This is a genomic window from Patiriisocius sp. Uisw_017 (genome assembly GCF_047731265.1).
Classification (GTDB): domain Bacteria; phylum Bacteroidota; class Bacteroidia; order Flavobacteriales; family Flavobacteriaceae; genus Patiriisocius.
In genome coordinates this window covers 1603732-1622293 of record NZ_CP159835.1, presented here as the reverse complement: position 1 = coordinate 1622293, position 18562 = coordinate 1603732, and the positions used below count along the sequence as shown (strand labels likewise).

The 18562-nt window shown below is 36.6% G+C and carries 18 protein-coding genes and 1 pseudogene; 8 read left to right on the top strand and 11 right to left on the bottom strand.

All coding sequences use genetic code 11. The annotated features are described in order from the left end of the window. Positions 1 to 27: 27 nt before the first annotated feature. From ABXT67_RS07270 to ABXT67_RS07240, 7 genes and pseudogenes are all read left to right on the top strand, one after another. Positions 28 to 300: a hypothetical protein gene (locus ABXT67_RS07270; protein ID WP_415376606.1), complete on the top strand. Its 273-nt coding sequence runs from the start codon at positions 28 to 30 to the stop codon at positions 298 to 300. An 80-nt stretch (positions 301 to 380) separates the two neighbouring features. After that, a complete protein-coding gene (locus tag ABXT67_RS07265; protein WP_415376605.1) occupies positions 381 to 596 on the top strand; it encodes a hypothetical protein in 216 nt (71 codons plus the stop codon). A 46-nt stretch (positions 597 to 642) separates the two neighbouring features. Beyond that, positions 643 to 1037 (top strand): annotated as a pseudogene (locus tag ABXT67_RS07260) (IS1595 family transposase); the annotation flags it as partial. Positions 1038 to 1157: 120 nt separating this feature from the next. Next, complete coding sequence (locus ABXT67_RS07255; RefSeq protein ID WP_415376604.1) at positions 1158 to 2075, top strand: dihydrodipicolinate synthase family protein; 918 nt, start codon at positions 1158 to 1160, stop codon at positions 2073 to 2075. A 10-nt stretch (positions 2076 to 2085) separates the two neighbouring features. Next, a complete protein-coding gene (locus ABXT67_RS07250) occupies positions 2086 to 3585 on the top strand; it encodes an aldehyde dehydrogenase (NADP(+)) (RefSeq protein WP_415376603.1) in 1500 nt (499 codons plus the stop codon). After that, positions 3578 to 4588 (top strand): 4-hydroxyproline epimerase, encoded by a 1011-nt coding sequence (locus ABXT67_RS07245; protein ID WP_415376602.1) that lies wholly within the window; start codon positions 3578 to 3580, stop codon positions 4586 to 4588. The genes ABXT67_RS07250 and ABXT67_RS07245 overlap by 8 nt, the downstream gene beginning before the upstream one ends. Positions 4589 to 4600: 12 nt before the next feature. Beyond that, positions 4601 to 5845 carry an NAD(P)/FAD-dependent oxidoreductase gene (locus ABXT67_RS07240; RefSeq protein WP_415376601.1) on the top strand — a complete coding sequence of 415 codons (1245 nt, stop codon included), beginning with the start codon at positions 4601 to 4603 and terminating at the stop codon, positions 5843 to 5845. On the opposite strand, the gene ABXT67_RS07235 is transcribed toward ABXT67_RS07240, so the two are convergent. Continuing rightward, positions 5842 to 7077, bottom strand: a complete 1236-nt coding sequence (locus ABXT67_RS07235) for an NAD(P)/FAD-dependent oxidoreductase (RefSeq protein WP_415376954.1) — start codon at positions 7075 to 7077, stop codon at positions 5842 to 5844. The genes ABXT67_RS07240 and ABXT67_RS07235 overlap by 4 nt on opposite strands. 599 nt (positions 7078 to 7676) lie before the next feature. On the opposite strand from ABXT67_RS07235, the gene ABXT67_RS07230 reads away from it, so the two are divergent. Next, positions 7677 to 8405 carry a hypothetical protein gene (locus ABXT67_RS07230; protein WP_415376600.1) on the top strand — a complete coding sequence of 243 codons (729 nt, stop codon included), beginning with the start codon at positions 7677 to 7679 and terminating at the stop codon, positions 8403 to 8405. 44 nt (positions 8406 to 8449) lie between these two features. Here the strand turns inward: ABXT67_RS07230 and tsaB are convergent, their stop codons facing one another. The 10 genes from tsaB to ABXT67_RS07180 all read right to left on the bottom strand — a co-directional run bounded on the left by tsaB (position 8450) and on the right by ABXT67_RS07180 (position 18560). Beyond that, positions 8450 to 9130: a tRNA (adenosine(37)-N6)-threonylcarbamoyltransferase complex dimerization subunit type 1 TsaB gene (gene tsaB / locus ABXT67_RS07225; RefSeq protein ID WP_415376599.1), complete on the bottom strand. Its 681-nt coding sequence runs from the start codon at positions 9128 to 9130 to the stop codon at positions 8450 to 8452. Between the two features lie 6 nt (positions 9131 to 9136). Next, a complete protein-coding gene (locus tag ABXT67_RS07220) occupies positions 9137 to 10426 on the bottom strand; it encodes an efflux RND transporter periplasmic adaptor subunit (protein ID WP_415376598.1) in 1290 nt (429 codons plus the stop codon). A 2-nt stretch (positions 10427 to 10428) separates the two neighbouring features. Next, positions 10429 to 11874: a TolC family protein gene (locus ABXT67_RS07215; protein ID WP_415376597.1), complete on the bottom strand. Its 1446-nt coding sequence runs from the start codon at positions 11872 to 11874 to the stop codon at positions 10429 to 10431. 82 nt (positions 11875 to 11956) lie between these two features. After that, a complete protein-coding gene (locus ABXT67_RS07210; RefSeq protein WP_415376596.1) occupies positions 11957 to 13111 on the bottom strand; it encodes an efflux RND transporter periplasmic adaptor subunit in 1155 nt (384 codons plus the stop codon). A 36-nt stretch (positions 13112 to 13147) separates the two neighbouring features. Then, a complete protein-coding gene (locus ABXT67_RS07205; RefSeq protein WP_415376595.1) occupies positions 13148 to 14410 on the bottom strand; it encodes an ABC transporter permease in 1263 nt (420 codons plus the stop codon). A gap of 159 nt (positions 14411 to 14569) precedes the next feature. Beyond that, a complete protein-coding gene (locus tag ABXT67_RS07200; RefSeq protein ID WP_415376594.1) occupies positions 14570 to 15814 on the bottom strand; it encodes an ABC transporter permease in 1245 nt (414 codons plus the stop codon). Then, positions 15807 to 16529 (bottom strand): ABC transporter ATP-binding protein, encoded by a 723-nt coding sequence (locus ABXT67_RS07195; protein ID WP_415376593.1) that lies wholly within the window; start codon positions 16527 to 16529, stop codon positions 15807 to 15809. The genes ABXT67_RS07200 and ABXT67_RS07195 overlap by 8 nt, the downstream gene beginning before the upstream one ends. A 467-nt stretch (positions 16530 to 16996) precedes the next feature. Next, complete coding sequence (locus ABXT67_RS07190) at positions 16997 to 17206, bottom strand: hypothetical protein (RefSeq protein ID WP_415376592.1); 210 nt, start codon at positions 17204 to 17206, stop codon at positions 16997 to 16999. 49 nt (positions 17207 to 17255) lie between these two features. Further along, a complete protein-coding gene (locus tag ABXT67_RS07185; protein ID WP_415376591.1) occupies positions 17256 to 17783 on the bottom strand; it encodes a DUF420 domain-containing protein in 528 nt (175 codons plus the stop codon). Beyond that, positions 17784 to 18560 (bottom strand): SCO family protein, encoded by a 777-nt coding sequence (locus ABXT67_RS07180; protein WP_415376590.1) that lies wholly within the window; start codon positions 18558 to 18560, stop codon positions 17784 to 17786. Positions 18561 to 18562: the final 2 nt, after the last annotated feature.

Here is an 18562-nt window from a genome sequence, read left to right as displayed (position 1 = left end):
GCATTCCATCTTCCTAATCATCAAATAGTGACTACAGATGAAAGCTTCACTCTTCCTTTGAAAATTAATAGTTATATTTTTTTTCTTGTCAAAATAGCAAACAAGAACAAGAACAACCGTTTGATGAAATGGCCTACGCTGGCAACTTCAATCAAAACTGCAACAAGATTGAAAATGGACAGAATGCTCAAAACTTTCAGCAAAATAACCCACAGCAATCTGGCAAATAACTTCAAATCTTACAGGCGGCAAAAACAATTTCAGCAAAAAAAACACCAACAGATAGGATTATGGGAGTAATGCCCATTCCACCATCTTGAAATCCCACACCAAGTAATAAAGGAACCGCTATTGAAGAACCCTATGGACTAAAAGTGTATGTGGATCAATCTAACTTTTTTCAATACTCAAACGATCCTACTTATAACCAGATTAATGACTGCGACTTCACAGATGATGGTATTGGACAACAAACAATTGCACAAAAAGGATTGGAAATTGCTGCGCCCATCTCGCTTACTGAAATTTTAAAACCACAAATTATACTTCGAGCACAATCACAAGGATATACATTGATAAGAATTACACATCGGTAGTTATTCCAAAATAATGGAATATTTCCTATATTTGTGTTAATCAAAGATTTGTAATACAGCTGTTTTTTCATTTACAGTAGCCTTTACAGACGAAGAAAGTTGCAGATTACACTTTAAAGAACAGCGCGAGAAGGAAGGAGTGATTTGTAATAGCTGCAATTTTACTGTGCATTACTGGCTTAACAATAAACGGGCATCCCAATGTAAATCCTGCAATGCACGACAGACTTCGCGTAGTGGAACTATAATGTAAAACTCCAACCTTAGTTTTATGGCATGGTGTAAAACTTCCTGTTTGATGAGCGCTACCAATAAAGGATTTTCGAGCAAAGAGCTAAAGCGGCAACTGGGACTTAAACGCTATCACCCGTTTGGACGATGCACAAGATCAGAGATGCAACGGGACAAAGGGATGAAAGACATACCCTTGAGGGGATGATAGCGGTCCTTACAGCGACTGAAAAATAAACGGATAGGCAATAAAATAATATCAATAACGGATAAAAACACATTAAAATTAGTTTTTTATCTCTTGTAATTTTGAATGTAAAACAAACACACATGAAATTTGAATGGAAAGGTGTGATGCCAGCCGTCACCACTAAATTTACAGACAACGACACCTTAGATCTCCCTTTGTTTGAGCTTAATATTCAAGCTCAATTAGAGGCAGGAGTTCACGGTATTGTCTTAGGAGGCACCTTGGGAGAAGCCAGTACTTTAGAAGATGAAGAAAAAAGAATTTTAACTCAAACCACCGTGAGCAAAGTTGCGGGGAAAGTTCCTGTTTTAATAAACATTGCAGAGCAAACTACAAAAAAAGCAGTCGCCGCAGCACATAGAGCTGAAGAAGACGGAGCATCCGGATTAATGATGTTGCCGCCCATGCGTTATAAGGCAGGAGACCGAGAAACCGTGGAATATTTTAAAGCCGTAGCGACCAGCTCATCTTTACCTATTATGGTATACAACAACCCTGTTGATTATAAAATTGAAGTCACTCAAAAAATGTTTGAAGAACTTTTAAAGTACGAAACTATACAAGCAGTAAAAGAATCTACAAGAGACATCTCTAATGTGACTAGAATCAAAAACAATTTTGGGAATCGTTTAAAAATTATGACTGGAGTTGATACCTTGGCCTTAGAAAGTTTATTAATGGGAGCTGATGGATGGATTGCAGGACTCGTTTGTGCATTTCCTGCGGAAACTGTTGCCATATATGAATTACAAAAAGCAGGACGTATTCAAGAAGCCTTGGCTATTTATAGATGGTTTCTACCATTGCTAGAATTGGATATAAACCCTAAATTGGTTCAAAATATAAAACTGGCAGAAGTTGCTACAAAAATTGGTTCTGAAAATGTGAGACCTCCAAGATTACCACTTGTAGGAGAAGAAAGAAAACACGTAGTTTCAGTTATTGAAAACGGAATAAAAAATAGACCTCAACTTCCAGATTATAAAAACTTAAACTAAGATGAAGACTATGAACGAAAATATAATTGGTTACCATTCTTCGGCTCTTGGGAATAGTAGTTTCAAAACTATAAACCCAAAAACGAATCAAGAAAACGAAACTGAATTAACCGAAGCTACACGAGAAGAAGTTAACCTAGCCTGCGCCTTAGCCGCTTCAGCATTTAAAAAATACAGACGCGTTTCAGGAAAAGACAGAGCTACATTTCTCCATACGATTGCTGAAGAAATTCTAAATATTGGCGATCCATTATTAGAACTATATATGAGCGAAAGCGCCCTTCCTAAAGGACGTGCAGAAGGGGAACGAAGCAGAATGATTGGACAACTTAAAAGTTTTGCAGCCTTAATAGAAAAGGAAGATTGGCGCGAAATATCTTTTGAAAGCGTTGAAAATAAAATAAGGAAACTATTAATTCCTATTGGTCCCATTGCTGTATTTGGCGCGAGTAATTTCCCGTTTGCATTTTCAACTGCCGGAGGAGATACAGCAAGTGCATTGGCAGCAGGAAACCCTGTTGTTGCTAAAAATCATCCTATGCACGCAGGCACTGGTGCAATGATCGCGAAGGCAATACAAACTGCAGCTAAAAAAACAGGAATGCCAGACGGTGTTTTTTCTAATCTTAATAGCAACAGTCACGAAGTTGGAAAAAACGTAGTACAAAACAAACACATCAAAGCAGTAGGTTTTACCGGGAGTCTCAAAGGAGGACGAGCCTTGTTTGATATTGCCAATCAGCGTGATGAACCTATCCCTGTTTTTGCTGAAATGGGAAGTATTAATCCCGTAGTGATTACTCAAAATGCCTTAAAAGAAAGAAGTAATGAAATAGCCAGTATGTACGCAGATTCCATAACCACGGGTGTAGGACAATTTTGTACCAGCCCAGGCCTTTTACTCACTATAAAAAGTGCGGCTTCTGAGGCTTTTGTTAGTGAATTAAGCAAGCAACTACAACATAAAAATGAAGGATGTATGTTACATCCTTCTATATACGAAGGTTTCATAAATAACCGGAATACCATCCTAGCCCAAGACGAAGTAAATGCAGTCCTACAATTAAAAGAGGGCGAAATGGCTAATAGCGCAAACGCAGCATTAGTTGAAGTGCCTGGAGCAATATTTTTAAAGAACACCAAGCTCCATCAAGAGGTTTTTGGACCTTTTTCTATGGTGGTTAGTTGTGACAATGAAGAACAACTTTTAGAAATAATTCAAAATTTAGAAGGACAATTAACAGCCACCATTATGGCTGAAGAATCTGATGTTCAAACGCTAGACACACTCGTGGATGCATTGCAAGATAGGGTTGGAAGATTGGTTTACAATGGAGTCCCTACAGGGGTTGAAGTTTGTGAAGCAATGACGCATGGTGGACCATACCCCGCCTCGACCGATAGCAGGTTTACCGCCGTTGGTACAAATGCCATACGACGATGGGTGCGTCCTTTTACTTTTCAAAATCTGCCAGAATCATTGCTTCCTAATAGTTTAAAGAATGCCTAAGACCATTTTTAAATGTATTGATGCTCATACCTGCGGAAATCCAGTGAGGGTCGTCATCTCAGGCCATCCAGATTTAAAGGGAGACTCTATGAGTCAAAAACGGCAGCATTTTTTAGAGGAATACGATTGGATTCGACGGGGATTAATGTTTGAACCAAGAGGTCACGATATGATGAGCGGTAGTTTCTTTTTTGAACCACAAGATGCCGAAAACGATTTTGGGATTTTGTTCATAGAATCTTCTGGATGTTTGCCTATGTGCGGCCACGGAACCATTGGCGCCATTACTATTGCAATTGAAGAAAAAATAATCACCCCAAAAACAGCAGGTATTATTAAGATGGAAACTCCTGCCGGTCTCGTGCTTATTAAGTACAAAATGAAGGGAGATAAAGTAGCTTGGGTTCAATTAAGGAATGTTGCTTCGTATCTAGCTGCTGAAAATTTATCTGTTGAATGCCCAAAATTGGGCTTGCTTACTTTTGATGTAGCCTACGGCGGAAATTTCTACGCTATTATTGATCCGCAAGATAATTTTAGTGGCGTTCAAGATTTTACTGCGACTCGCTTAATCGACCTCTCGCAAACAATCAGAGTGCTCATTAACAAAAAATATCCCAACCAATTTATACACCCTGAAAATGAAACTATCAAAGATGTAAGCCATATCCAATGGACAGGAACTCCAATTGATAAAAATTCACACGGGCGCAATGCTGTATTTTATGGTAATAAAGCAATTGACAGATCACCCTGTGGCACAGGAACTTCAGCGAGACTTGCACAATTATATGCCAAAGGAAAACTCAAAATAGGCCAATCTTTTATACATGAAAGCTACATTGGCTCAACATTTACCTGTGCTATTGAAGAAGAAACGATCTTAGCTGGAAAAAAGGCAATTATACCAAGCATCAAAGGATGGGCAAAAATATATGGGTACAATACCATTATAATAGATACTGAAGATGATCCCTATGCACACGGGTTTCAAGTTATTTAAATAGTAAAAAAAATGAAAAACTGTTTAGTCATTGGAGGTGGAATAATAGGTTTATGTTCAGCATATTACCTGGTAAAAGCAGGACATAAGGTTACGATTATTGACAAAACTTCTATGGATTCTGGTGCTTCCTATGTCAATGCGGGTTATGTAACCCCGAGTCATTTTATGCCATTGGCAGCTCCAGGTATCGTAAAACAAGGGCTAAAATATATGTTTGACAAAAACAGTCCTTTGTTTATAAAACCTAGTTTGCAACGTGATTTTATTCATTGGGCTTGGGCATTCAAAAAATCGTGTACATCTAAAAATGTTACTGAATCCATGGAAATAATCAAAGACACTAACCTGCTTAGTTCAGCATTATTTTCGGAAATAAAGAAGGCGGAAGGTTTTAAATTTCAGTTAGAAAAAAAGGGATTATTAATGCTTTGTAAAACTGAAAGCAAACTCAAAGAAGAAATTGAAATAGCAACTGTTGCTTATCAACAAGGTCTAGGTGCAAAAGAAATTTCTTTAACCGAATTAAAAAAAATGGAACCCAATGTTTCGATGGATGTGAAAGGAGCTGTTTATTATGATTGTGATTCTCACACTACGCCCCAAGAATTTATGACCGAATTAAAACAATGGCTCGTCAATCATAAGGTGAAAATACACGACAATGAATCGGTTACTGATCTTGCCCTTTCTAATTCTAAAATCGTTTCTGTAACCACAGAAAAGCAACAATTTAAACCGGATGAAGTAGTCCTTGCAGCTGGGTCTTGGAGTCAAAAATTAAGTAAGCAGTTAGGAATTAACATTCCGTTACAAGCGGGTAAAGGATATCGCATTGACACAAGAAACAAAACACAAATTACCATCCCACATGTTTTATGTGAAGCAAAAGTAGCGGTAACGCCTATGAATGGATTTACACGTTTTGCTGGCACGATGGAAATTGGCGGTTTAAATCACAGTATAGATTCTAAAAGAGTTGCTGCTATTGCCAAAGCCTCTCACTCATATTATCCAGATATTTCTATTACAGACACCGAGCTAAAACAAGCTGCCTGTGGACTGCGGCCTATTTCTCCTGACGGTAAACCGTATATAGGTAAATCTCAAAAATGCAATAATTTAACCATTGCGACTGGGCACGCAATGATGGGATGGAGCTTAGGTCCTGCAACAGGAAAGCTAGTATCTGAAATTATTTCAGACAAAAAAACTTCTTTAGAGATACAGCTATTTTCTCCTGACAGAAAATTTTAACTAGATATGGCTTTTGCCACAAGATATCCTCCCGTCCAAGCGTTTTGAAAATTAAACCCTCCAGTTATCGCGTCAATATTTAGGACTTCGCCGGCAAAATAAAGTGTGGGATGAATTTTACTTTCAAAAGTTTTAAAATTCACTCCTTTTAAAGCGACTCCTCCAGCGGTAACAAACTCTTCCTTAAAAGTACTTTTCCCTTTTATATCAAATACTGAATTGGTGAGCTGGTTTGCTACATTCTGAAGTTTAATTTTTGTGATGTCTGCCCAAGTTTCGGTTTCATTAATTCCAGCTGCTCTTAACAAACTTTGCCATAACCGTTTTGGTAAGTCAAACTGTGTATACTTATAAAGCGTTTGGCGTGGGTTCAATATTTTGACATCCATTAATTGGGTTAGTACTTCCTCTTGATTAGTATCTAATAACCAATTAACATTTATTTTAAAATGATAGTTTGAAGGTTCTAAAACCCGAGCTCCCCAAGCAGATAATTTTAAAATCGCAGGCCCACTAAACCCCCAATGCGTTATCAGTAATGGTCCTTCAGAAGTAAGTCCCCCGCCTGCTCCCCCGAAGGGAGAAGGTAAAACAACTTCGATTGTAGCATCGGTTGAAAGCCCTGGCAAAGCTACAATTCTTTCATCTTTGCAATTAAATGTAAAAAGGGAAGGTACTGGAGGAACAATAGTGTGTCCTAAATCCTTTAGTAGTTGCCATATTTTTGGATTACTTCCAGTAGCAACTACCAATTTTGAACATTGAAATACACCCGTTGGTGTGGTAACTTTCCAACCTTGTTGCTCTCTTTCAATCTTTTTAACTGATTGTCCCTTTAATATCTCTATGCCAAGTCTTTCCGTTTCTGAAAGAAAACAATCTATTATCGTTTGAGAATTATTTGTTACTGGAAACATCCTTCCATCTTCTTCAATCTTTAATGCTACCCCCCGTTCTTCAAACCAAGCAATGGTGTCACCCGTCATAAAGCTATGAAAGGGACCTAGTAATTCCTTTTCGCCTCTTGGATAATTTTTTGATAATTCTGAAGGCATAAATTCGGCATGCGTTACATTGCATCTTCCGCCTCCAGAAATTTTAACTTTTGTCAAAACTTCTTTACCACGTTCTAGAACAGCAATTTTATATGCTGGGTTATTTTCAGCACTATTAATTGCTGTAAAAAATCCTGATGCACCGCCGCCAAGTATTAAAATATCATAGTTGTTAATCACAGGTCAAAATTAAGTGTTTCGTATAGAATTACTCTAATTTTAACCCTATGATTGTATTACAAATATTTGCATTGATATTTATTGGTTTACCTTTTTTAACAGAATTCTCAAAACTGCATTGGATTTTTAAAACAAGAAATCAATTAAAAAAGCAGTCCTAAAAACTAAAAGTGCTTGATTTCTAAATAGAACAGCATTAATGCTTAACGATTAATTGTTGCGAAGTTGCTTCTGGATATTTAGATGCGATTAAAATATATCTTCAAACAGCATCTCAAAACACAAGTGTTTTTATTGCAAACGATAGTGGCGCATATTAAAAAGTAGCTGAAAAATTATAAAAAACAAGGGTTTATATCTACTCCCAAAAACCACCTTTATAATCACCATAAAGAAAGTTACCCCACTCATCTCCATTTATAAAACAAAGCCTCTTATTTATAAATGGCGACTGGCTTGACTTGTGGGCACTGGAGTTGTGAGGTACATTTACTTTATGAATATAAGATTAAATGATATGCCCACCACTAAATTATAAATTAATAGAAGATGCTTTATTTGGGCATACCATCTTCATCACTAAAATAAAATTACAAATGAAAAGAGCAATAATTTTTGTCTTACTAGCGTGTCTTAGCACCACTAAAGGAAAGGCCCAATATTGGGACAAAGCATTTACAAGCGATTTATTAATATTGGACGAATTTGTTAAAAGATCAGAAAAAGGAATTTCTTTTGATGATCCTTTGAGCTACCAAGGAACACCCTATAACAGTCCATCCTATCTTCCAGGCAATGTGTATAAGGATGACAAATTATTAGCAACAAACGTAGGCTTGCGCTACAATGCAATAGCAGATGAAATTGAAATAAAGGAAACCTTAGGCACCCCAGATGAAGAAGCGAAAGTATTAACTAAGTCTGAAGATGTATATGTAAAGATCGCAGACAATATTTTTGTATTTGTACCCTATCAAGGGGGTATCGAAAACGGAGGGTATTTTCAAGTACTTTTTGAAGGCAATCAAATACAACTCTACAAAAAACTTGAAAAGAAATTTACCGCTGCAAAAAAAGCAAAATCTACAATGTTACAAGATACTCCCGCAAAATTTACAGACAAGCCTGAGTACTATATCGTGACAAGAACTGGTAAATTTTATGTATTGCCAAAATCCAAAAACAAAAAACTGAAGGTTTTTGGCAGTAATAAAGATATGATCAAAGCGTATATAAACGAAAATAGGCTCGATCTCAATGATGAGAAAGATCTAAGGGGCGTGATAAAGTATTACGATACGGTGGGCAGCGTTAGCCCGCAGTGAGACAGTAGCTTAAAATAAAAAACTTATGATGAGAACAACAAAAGTTATTGTTTTTTAAACGTCATAAAATCTTTTAGGTAATACGGTTCAAAATACGCAACATCTTCAGTGTCGCTCTTTTTGTATTTGGCTTCAGCAAGTACCGCGATGTCATTAGCCGAAGGTAATGCATCTTCAATAAATAGCGCGTTAGGGTGATTGCAGATCGTTTTAAATTTCTCCACACCGTCACCAATAAAAGTAACCTTACCCTCTTCTAAATAATTATCAAAAGAGGTGCTTTCTAGAATTTGTGCTTCCGTAGACCTTACTTGTTCTTTTGCTGAATTAAATACTGCGGAGTACACTTCCATCCTGCGAGCATCTAACATAGGAATAATCGCAGTCTTATCTGAAACTTGAGTAGCTAAAACCGAAAGTGTAGGAATAGAAACTAAAGGGATGTCTAAAGCAAAACAAATGCCTTTTGCTGCCGAAACTCCAATACGAAGCCCTGTATAAGAACCCGGGCCTTTACTTACCGCTACGCCTTCTAATTCGTTTTTAGATATTTTAGCAATACTGAGTACTTCAATAATATAACGGTGTAATTTCTCAGCATGAGAAAACTTCTTTCCTTCTTGATTCTTAGGATTGTCTTCTTTGAGGGCAACGACGACACCGTTTATGGCGATAGCTACAGAACAATTAGTAGTAGCTGTTTCGATACAGAGTAAGGTAGCCATAAGAAATTAATCTTTAGTTTCTTCAGCTTCAGAATCGTCTTGAACAACAATCATATCACCACAATCTAACAACTTTGTAACGGTATTGTAGGGTCCAGTTATTACTTCGTCTCCTTCTGCTAAGCCAAAAATGATTTCAATATTACTATCGTCTTGTATGCCCGTTTTAATAACTCTTATCTTTGCCTTGTCACCATCTTTTACGAAGACAACTTCATACTTTTCTTCTATTGCAGATTTAATTTTCTTATCTTTTTTCAACTTCTTCTTAGTACAGGTCGTGTCTGTTTTTATCACAACCGCACTAATAGGAATTCCCACAATGTTGTTTCTTCTATTGGTGATAATATCAACAGTTGCCGTCATTCCGGGACGAAATGGTGAAAAACTTTCTAATTTCCCTTCAGTTAAATCTGCATAAGATTCTGGTACAATTCGCACCTTTACTTTAAAATTAGTCACTTGATCTGCAGAAAGTGCTGTTTGTGCAGAGTTTGCAATTTCAGTAACAACGCCCTTAAATTCTCTTTTTAAATAGGCATCCACTTCCACTAAGGTACTGTCTCCAACCGCCACCTTTACGATGTCATTTTCATTAACATCTACCTCAACTTCCATGTTTTTTAAATCTGCTACACTAACAATTTCGGTACCTGCCATTTGTGCTGTGCCAACTACCCGTTCGCCCAGCTCTACATCAAGCCTAGAAATTGTTCCAGACATTGGAGCATAAATTGCCGTACGCGATAAGTTATCACGAGACTGTTTCACATTTGCCGCGGCACTTTGCACGCTGTAATACGCAGATTTGACGTTGGCTTGTGCACTCTCAAAATCTGCTATACTACCATCCCATTCTGCTTTAGAAATTACTCCTTTTTCAAATAAAGATTTGTTCCTGTCATAATTTGCATGCGCATTACGCTCCCCTGCCTCAGCTTGAGACAACTGTGCTCTTACATTTTGTAATCCTGCTTGACTTTGGCTTACGGCTGCTTGAATTAAATCTGGGTTGATTTTAACCAGCAACTCCCCTTTAGTTATTTGCTGTCCTTCTTTTATAGGAAGATCAATAATTTCTCCTGAAACCTCAGAAGATAGAGAGACTTCTACCTCAGGTTGTATTTTACCCGTTGCTGCTACCATTTCAACAATATTTATGGGCACAATCTTGGCAACCTCAACTTCTTTACCTTTCTTTTGACTGCCAATAACACCGGTTTTGCTCAATCCTAGTAATACTAGTATTAAAACAATTGTAATTCCTAAGATCCAATAAAGTGTCTTTTTTCGCATGATTAAAATTTTAATTCGGTTGCTGGGATTCCAAAGTATAGTTCCAGAACTTTTACCTTAAAGATGTAGTCGTATTTACTTCTATTCAGTTCTATACGCGCATTATCGTATCTCAGTTTCGATTGACTAAAATCAAAGGCATTGGTTCTACCCACATCATATCGGTCTTTTGCATATTGATATGCCAATTCTTGAGATTCATAAGATTTCTCGGCTGCTTCATACGCTTTTTTCGATCCCTCAGCGTCTAAATATGCTTGATACACATTTGATTCTAAATCAAGCTTTGCTTGCTCTAACTGAAATTCACTGCGCTGAACATTAATCTTATTTCGCCTTACATTTGCTTTTGTTTGAAAGCCATTTAAAATTGGAATATTCACTTGTAAACCATACGCAATACCATCGTTTTGATACAACTGGTTAAAAAACGGATCTGGCTGAAGAAGTTGACTTATAGTGTTAGGGAATTGTCCTACAACCGTTTGTCCTGTTTCTTCAACAACACCCACTTGTTGCGTACTAAAGGGATTATTTGGATCTATTACTTGTGTAAAAGAAGATGCATTTGTAAATCTTGTATCATAACCAAAAAATGCCGATACCGTTGGATAATAACCACCTTTTGCTATTTGCAGGTCTTTTAAAGCTAGCTCCACATTTTTTTCTGCAATTTTTACCTCTGAGCGATTTTGTTTAGCCGACTCGATAATTTCATCAGCAGTTTTTAATGCCACTTCATTTTGAACCAATTCATATCCTTCATCAACAATATCAAAGTTTTCATAATCCTTGATTAACAAAAGTTGTGCAAGGCTAATTAAAGAGATTTGCACGGCGTTTTCAGCAACCGCTATACGCTGCTTTTCCGTTGCATCTGTTGCTTGAATTTCGAGTAGATCACCACGGGGTAATTGCCCTCCTTCTACCAATTGATTAGTTCTTATAATTTGCTCTAAAGTAACTGCATTTTGAGTTTGTATTGCGTCTAAGTTTGCCTTATTTAAAAGCACCTGCAAATATCCATTCGCCACAAACAATGAAATGTCGTCTTTCATTTTACTTAATCGATACTGGCTTGCTAGTTGCGATAATTCTGCACGCTGTATATTGCGAAAATTTTGTAACCCATCAAACAGTGTATACCCTAAATTAATTCTCCCCGACGAAGAAAGAAATGTAGTGGTTTGTGCATTGTTTGTTACCGGGTTAAAACTTAGTCCGGTATTTTCAGAGATATTCGAAGATGCATTTACAGTGGGAATGAATGCACCTATCGCAGTCATTTTTTCAATATCAGTAGCTTCCACATCTAACTCGCTTTGTCTTATTGAAATATTATTATCCAGAGCATATTGCACGCATTCGCGCAAAGTCCATTGTTTCTGTTGTGCAAAAACTGAAGTCGTTGTAATAAATAATAAGAATAGTATTCCTAATGTTCTCATAATTGGCTTGTAGTTGTTAGTAAGTCCTTCGAGTTCCGAAAGTGTTACAGATATAAATTGAATTCTTTAGAAATTAATAAGATTATCTGTCAGAACCTACTGCTTTTAATTGGTTCCAGACCTTGATCTCTTCTCCTTCTCCCAAGCCGCTAATAATCTCGACATTGATACCATCACTTATTCCTAACTCCACATCCTTCCTCTCAAACTGTTGATCTCCAACAGAAACTTCCACAAAAGGTTTTTTTGTTTCTGGATCATACTGAACCAACGCTTCTTTTATTGAAAGCACATCTTCTGCCTTTGCAAGTATAATAGATGCATTTGCACTCAAACCTGCTCTAATAAAAGTTGTGTCTTTTTTTGCAAGCGTACCTTTTATTTCGAATTGTATGGCTCCATTTTCACTTACGCCCTTTGGTGCTATATAATCCAAAACCGCATCAAATTTTTTATTTTCTATTGCTCCAACCGTTATTTCTAACGGAAGATCTTCAGTGATTTTCCCCACTTCACTTTCGTCTACTTTTCCTTCAAAAATCATTTTTTCTACATCTGCAATGGCTGCAATGGTAGTCCCTTCATTAAAATTATTAGCCTCAATAACTTGATTTCCTACTTTTACAGGAACATCGAGTACCATTCCAGAAACAGTTGCTCTTATTTCAGTAATTGTTGCAGCACCTAAACCCTCAGTAGTCCCTGTTTTTACAATGTCAAAAGTTTGCCTGGCTCCTTTAAGATTTACTTTTTCTTGCGAAAATCGTTGTTGAGACTGATTGAAGGTGAGCTGTGCATTATCAAATTCATTTGCAGAAATTACTCCTTTATCAAATAGGTCTTTTTGACGGTTATAGATGTTTTTTTGGTTTTCAAGAGCAAGCCTTGCTGTCTCCACTTGTATTTTTAACGCGTTGATATTAATTTTTGCAGAGTTTAAAGAGTTCACATTAGGCACTACTTTAAGCTTTGCTATAAGATCTCCACTGTTAATAACATCTCCTGCAACCACAAATATTTCATCCACAATTCCAGAAATATTTGGTTTTATTAAAACCTCTTCTTTAGGCACAATACTTCCTGTTGCCACCGTTTTCTTTACAATGGTTTGTTTGCTAGGAGTTTCGGTTTCGTATACTACTGGATCTTTTTTATCTTTTGAATAGATATACCAAATCCCAATGCAAAAGCATACTAAAATAATAATAAGCGTAATAATGGTTCCTGTCCGTTTCATAATTTTTAATTGGATAGTTTATTGTTGTTTGTTTGTTTAATCTGTTCTTAGTGCATCCACAGGTTTCATTTGTGTTGCTCTCGCTGCTGGTATTAAACCAGCAGTAATTCCTGAAATAATTAAAATAGAAAGTGCGATTACCACCACGATAATATTAACAGAAGGATTTGCAAAATTGTCTACTGGACCACTTTGTAAAAGTGCATAATTCATAATCCAAATTACACCCGCTCCAGCTGCAATGCCCGTCATTCCGCTTATAACAGTTAGGGTTAACGCTTCCTGAATAATTTGTCCTTTGATATTCCAAGGAGTTGCACCCAATGCACGGCGGACTCCTATTTCATTTGTTCTTTCTTTTACTGAAATCAATAAGATATTAATAATTCCAACCATTCCCGAAGCAAGAATTAATCCTCCTACAAAGAAACCTACGAATTTTAATATGTCAAACAATCCTGTAATACGTCCAAAGGCTTCTGACCTGTCAAAATTACCTATGGCACGTTGATCTGTAGGGTCAATAGTTCGCTGATCTCTCATTATTTCGAGAATTCGTGGCTTCAAATTTGTGATACTAGAACCGTCGTGCGCAGTTATGGCAAACCAGCCTACATTATCGGCTCTATTAAATACTTGGTTAAACGTTGTGAACGGAACATAAATAGTATTTGCGTCTTCTTCAGCATCACCTCCGCCAGTACTTGGAGAGTTAAAAGTGCCAATAATCATAAAGTTAACGCCGTTAATTTTTATATAATCTCCAATAGGATCTTCTCCTAAATTAAATAGACTAGAAACAACACCGTCACCAATTACAACCCCTTTGCGTTTGGCATTAATATCTGAGTAACTAATAAACCGTCCTGCGGTAATATCCATAGGTTGTTGTTCAATAAACTCAGGATAATCACCACTCACGGTGAATGCTCCCGTTTTTTCATTTCGGGTTACATTATTAGCTCCATTATATCCTCCTAACTGCCCCTTGGGCGATACAAATTTTAACTCTGGAATTTTATCCTTTAATACCGCCGCATCTTCCAATTTAAATTGAACTCTTCGTCCTTTTGGCAATCCTTTATAAGGTTTTGAAGTACTCTGACCCCACATAAACATAGAATTTGTAGCAAAATCTCCAAAATCCTTACTCACCCCATTTCGCAATCCAGTAGTTAAGGCAAGTAATACCACTAAAATAAAAATACCCCAAAAAACACCAAAAGCCGTTAGAAACGTTCTAAACGGATTGGCATTAAACACCTCAATAATTTCTATCCAGCGGTCTTTTTTAAACATTTTGTGGTTTGTGGTTTGTGGTTTGTGGTTTGTGGTTTGTGGTTTAAAAATTGTTTCTTCTTATGTTGTATTCTAAAGTTTGACTTTTATTTCTTATAAATTTATCGACGTCTAAATTACTTTTTCGTGATTTGACCTTATTAAAACTTGCTATTTTCACTAGGCGTCTCTCAATGCATCAATTGGTTTGATTCGTGCTGCACGTCTTGCAGGAATATATCCCGCCAGTGCTCCTGCAGCAATTAAAATAAATACGGTCGTGATTGCCGTGTTAAAATCTACTTGTGGTGATTTAATGAAATCATTGTCTACCATAGGACTTATGATTTGCAATAAGCCAACACCTAAAAACAAGCCTATAAATCCTGCAACTGCGGTAATGAAAATTGCTTCTTGTAAAATTAATGCTACAATGGATGAAGGCAGTGCGCCAATTGCCTTTCTAATTCCTATTTCTTTTGTGCGCTCTTTTACAATAATGAGCATAATATTACTCACCCCAACAACACCTGCAATAATTGTGAAAATACCTATAAACCAAAATACGTTGCGAATAACGGCAATCAGGCTATAGATTTTTTTTGCTTCTTCTAGCGTATTGCTGACGCGCACTGCACTGCGGTCTTCAGGATGTACGGAGTACTTTGCCTTAATATGTTGCTCCATATTTTCTGATAAAGCCACAGACATTGCTACTGCTTCGTCAAAATCATCACTCATTTTTACTGTGTATGCTAAGGACCTTACTCTATCTCCACCGTTAAATGCAATCTGAGATGTTGGAAGTGGGACAAAGACGCGCCCCTCTTCTCTATCTCCACCTGGATCTGAATACACACCTACTACTTTAAAGTTGACCCCAAAAATAGATATGATTTCGCCAATAGGATCTTTACCTTTAAACAAGTCTTTTTTAATGATGTTGCCAATAATAGCGACTTTTCGCGTTTCCTCCATATCATCTTGGCTTAAAAAACGTCCTTGCACTAAGCTGGCATTTTCTATCCATTGCTGATCGGGACTTGCGCCCTCTAAACGATAATTACCGGTCTCACCATTATAGGTTACTTGGCTCCCCCAAATATTGTATATGGCCGTTTTGTATTCGAGCTCGTTTTCGTATTTGTTATTTATTTCGGTAAAATCGGCATTTCTTAACTGTATATAGCGACCGGGATTTAATCCTTTATAGCTTTTTGTAGTAGTCCTTGTTCTTACTGAAACGCGGTTGGCAGCATCTTGTTCAAACTGAGATTTTACTCCTTTTTGAATGCCACTACTAAAACCCAAAAGAATTACAAGAATGAAAATACCAGAAGCAACTGAAAGTCCCGTTAAAAGAGTACGGAGTTTGTTTTTTCCAATGGTTTCAAATATTTCCTGCCAGCGTTCAATATCAAACATGCGCCGTTGCTTTTTTTCGCGCTTCGTCTGCACTAACCTGAGATACGATTGAGTCATCAATTATTACACCATCTTTGAGGTTTACAATACGCTTGGTCATGTGTGCAATATCATCTTCGTGCGTTACTAGTAAAATGGTTTTTCCTTCGTCGTTGATTTGTTGGATGAGTTCCATTACCTCATAAGACGTAGTGGTGTCGAGTGCTCCGGTGGGCTCATCTGCTAGTAATACTTTTGGATCACTCGCAAGCGCACGTGCTATAGCAACACGTTGTTTTTGACCTCCAGAAAGTTCGCTAGGAAGGTGCGTTGCCCATTGGGCTAATCCTACTTTTTCTAGATAATGCATTGCTTTTTCAGTACGTTCTGCACGTTTTGTGCCTTGATAGTATAATGGCATTGCCACATTATCCAATGCAGATTTGTAATTTATCAAATTAAAAGATTGAAAAACAAAGCCTAAAAATTTATTGCGATAACGTGCAGCAACTTTTTCATTTAAGTTTTTGATTGGAGTTCCATCTAAGGTATAACTACCCTCGTCTGCCTCATCTAACATTCCTAAAATGTTTAATAAAGTAGATTTACCAGAGCCAGAAGACCCCATAATAGAAACCATTTCTCCTTCCTTAACTTTAAAATTTATCCCTTTTAACACATGGAGTGAATTATTCCCCATTTGATAGGACTTATGTAAATCGCTGATTTCAATCATTTATTTAAAATTGTAACACAAAGTAACACCGAATATGATGATTACACTGTGAAAATCTTGTTAAGAGTTGGCTTGTATTTGCTTGTCAAAAGTCTTTTGTATAAGACTTTAGATAAAGAGAAATGTTACAGTATGAAGTGTGAAGAAAATGTTAAAAATTGTAGTGCTTTAATATATTCCTATTTGCATTTTTATAGAAAAGGAACTTGTCGTAAAAAACTTTGTTAATTAATTTCTATACAACTCTAAAAATTTGCTCATCATATTTTTAGAGTTGGTGTCAATTAGAAAAAGAAAGTAACCTGAAAAAACATTGATAATCAAAGTAATTCCATTACTTCTTTATTGTTCAAAAAAAAAATGAAAGTAGTGACGGTATGTTAAAAGGTATTGGATGTATAACTTTCGATTTAAAAAATATTGATGGCGAAAGTTCCGAAGAAAACATCGTACATTATAATAATAATTTATTCTAACAGCTCACGTTCCTTCGCCTTATCTTTCTTACGACTGCGATAAACCATAAATCCTATTCCACCTACCAGTAAATAGGGGAATACCATTAAATACAAGATCCCGTTATTGATCCCTTCAGCAGCTTCTCCACTTTCTTCACTTTCTAAAACGGCACGGCACATGGCACACTGTGCTTCTGCCGGGAATATAGCGAGAAACATAAATAACAATAGTAGAAGTATTTTTTTTTGATTCAAAACAAGAGATAGATTAATAATAAGGAGCGATCATTATATACACAATTACTCCAGTAATCGCAACATACAACCAAATGGGAAATGTAATGCGGGCAATTTTTTTGTGTTGTTCAAAATTCCCGCTAATAGCCCTAACATAGGTTACTAAAACAAATGGTATCACGGTAATAGAAAGTAATATATGTGATATTAATATAAAAAAATAAACATAACGAATCGTTCCTTCTCCGCCGTAAGACGTAGAGTCTGAAGTCATATGATACCCTATATACAACAAAAGAAATAATACCGATAACACGATGCAAGTTTTCATTATAGTCTCGTGCATTTTTACCTTTCCGTTTTTAATCATAACCAATGCTGCGATTAACAAAAAGGCGGTTAATGCATTTATAGAAGCATAAATTGGAGGTAAGAATCCCATCCTTTCAACACCTGGAATACGAACCGTAAAAAGTATCGCAACTGCAATAGGAATTACAACGGATAACACCCAGATCCATTTGTTATATTTTGAATTCGTCTTAATTTGCGTTTCCATCTATAATAATTTTTTAATATCTAAAATAAGCATTTCAACCCCGTCATCTTCAAGACCATTATAATAAAAAATAGGGTTTTCATTCTCGTCTTTTCTAGACCTTACAATTCCCCTTTTATCTACTAAGGCAAAAAGTCCTGAATGTGAAAAACCACCATCCTCATTATCATCTTTTGCCGCGTACAGCTTGAAACCTTCATTAGAAAGTTTTAAAATTTCAGTTTTATCGCCTGTTAGGAAGTTCCAATTTTGATGTGACACCTCATACCCCTCCGCATATTCTTTGAGGACTTGCACTGTGTCGTGTTCAGGATCTATAGTAATAGATGCAATGCCAAAATCATCTTCATCCTTAAATTCATTTTCAATCTTAAGCATATTGGTATTCATGATCGGACAAATACTTGGGCAGGTAGAAAAGAAAAATTCAACGACATATACTTTGCCTTTATATGCATCATTTGTAATTGTTTCCCCATTTTGATTGGTAAAACTAAACGGCGCTACGGTTTGATGTTCTAATAAAACTACCTCGCTAATTTTTGTGCCTTTCTTCTCCTCGTCTTCTAAGATCGCTATCTCATCATTACTTAAAATTGGCATATCCTTTTTACTGTTAGTTCTTGCATCGCCATTTTCTGAAACCCCCTCTATAGTGGTGCTCATCCTTGTATTTTCGACTACCGTTCCTGCAGTTAATCTTTTGAATATTTTAGGAATAAATATGAGTCCAAAAATTAATACTACCGCAGCTAAGCCAATATATTTAGTCTTCATTG

What these genes read in the sequence shown, in the direction of transcription:
- ABXT67_RS07190 (WP_415376592.1), bottom strand. Translation starts at nt 17,206, where the DNA reads ATGTTTCTCGCTATATTCCCGGCAGAAGCACAGTGTGCCATGTGCCGT.
- ABXT67_RS07250 (WP_415376603.1), top strand. Translation starts at nt 2,086, where the DNA reads ATGAACGAAAATATAATTGGTTACCATTCTTCGGCTCTTGGGAATAGT.
- ABXT67_RS07255 (WP_415376604.1), top strand. Translation starts at nt 1,158, where the DNA reads ATGAAATTTGAATGGAAAGGTGTGATGCCAGCCGTCACCACTAAATTT.
- ABXT67_RS07185 (WP_415376591.1), bottom strand. Translation starts at nt 17,783, where the DNA reads ATGGAAACGCAAATTAAGACGAATTCAAAATATAACAAATGGATCTGG.
- ABXT67_RS07195 (WP_415376593.1), bottom strand. Translation starts at nt 16,529, where the DNA reads ATGATTGAAATCAGCGATTTACATAAGTCCTATCAAATGGGGAATAAT.
- ABXT67_RS07205 (WP_415376595.1), bottom strand. Translation starts at nt 14,410, where the DNA reads ATGTTTAAAAAAGACCGCTGGATAGAAATTATTGAGGTGTTTAATGCC.
- tsaB (WP_415376599.1), bottom strand. Translation starts at nt 9,130, where the DNA reads ATGGCTACCTTACTCTGTATCGAAACAGCTACTACTAATTGTTCTGTA.
- ABXT67_RS07210 (WP_415376596.1), bottom strand. Translation starts at nt 13,111, where the DNA reads ATGAAACGGACAGGAACCATTATTACGCTTATTATTATTTTAGTATGC.
- ABXT67_RS07245 (WP_415376602.1), top strand. Translation starts at nt 3,578, where the DNA reads ATGCCTAAGACCATTTTTAAATGTATTGATGCTCATACCTGCGGAAAT.
- ABXT67_RS07180 (WP_415376590.1), bottom strand. Translation starts at nt 18,560, where the DNA reads ATGAAGACTAAATATATTGGCTTAGCTGCGGTAGTATTAATTTTTGGA.
- ABXT67_RS07220 (WP_415376598.1), bottom strand. Translation starts at nt 10,426, where the DNA reads ATGCGAAAAAAGACACTTTATTGGATCTTAGGAATTACAATTGTTTTA.
- ABXT67_RS07215 (WP_415376597.1), bottom strand. Translation starts at nt 11,874, where the DNA reads ATGAGAACATTAGGAATACTATTCTTATTATTTATTACAACGACTTCA.
- ABXT67_RS07240 (WP_415376601.1), top strand. Translation starts at nt 4,601, where the DNA reads ATGAAAAACTGTTTAGTCATTGGAGGTGGAATAATAGGTTTATGTTCA.
- ABXT67_RS07230 (WP_415376600.1), top strand. Translation starts at nt 7,677, where the DNA reads ATGAAAAGAGCAATAATTTTTGTCTTACTAGCGTGTCTTAGCACCACT.
- ABXT67_RS07200 (WP_415376594.1), bottom strand. Translation starts at nt 15,814, where the DNA reads ATGTTTGATATTGAACGCTGGCAGGAAATATTTGAAACCATTGGAAAA.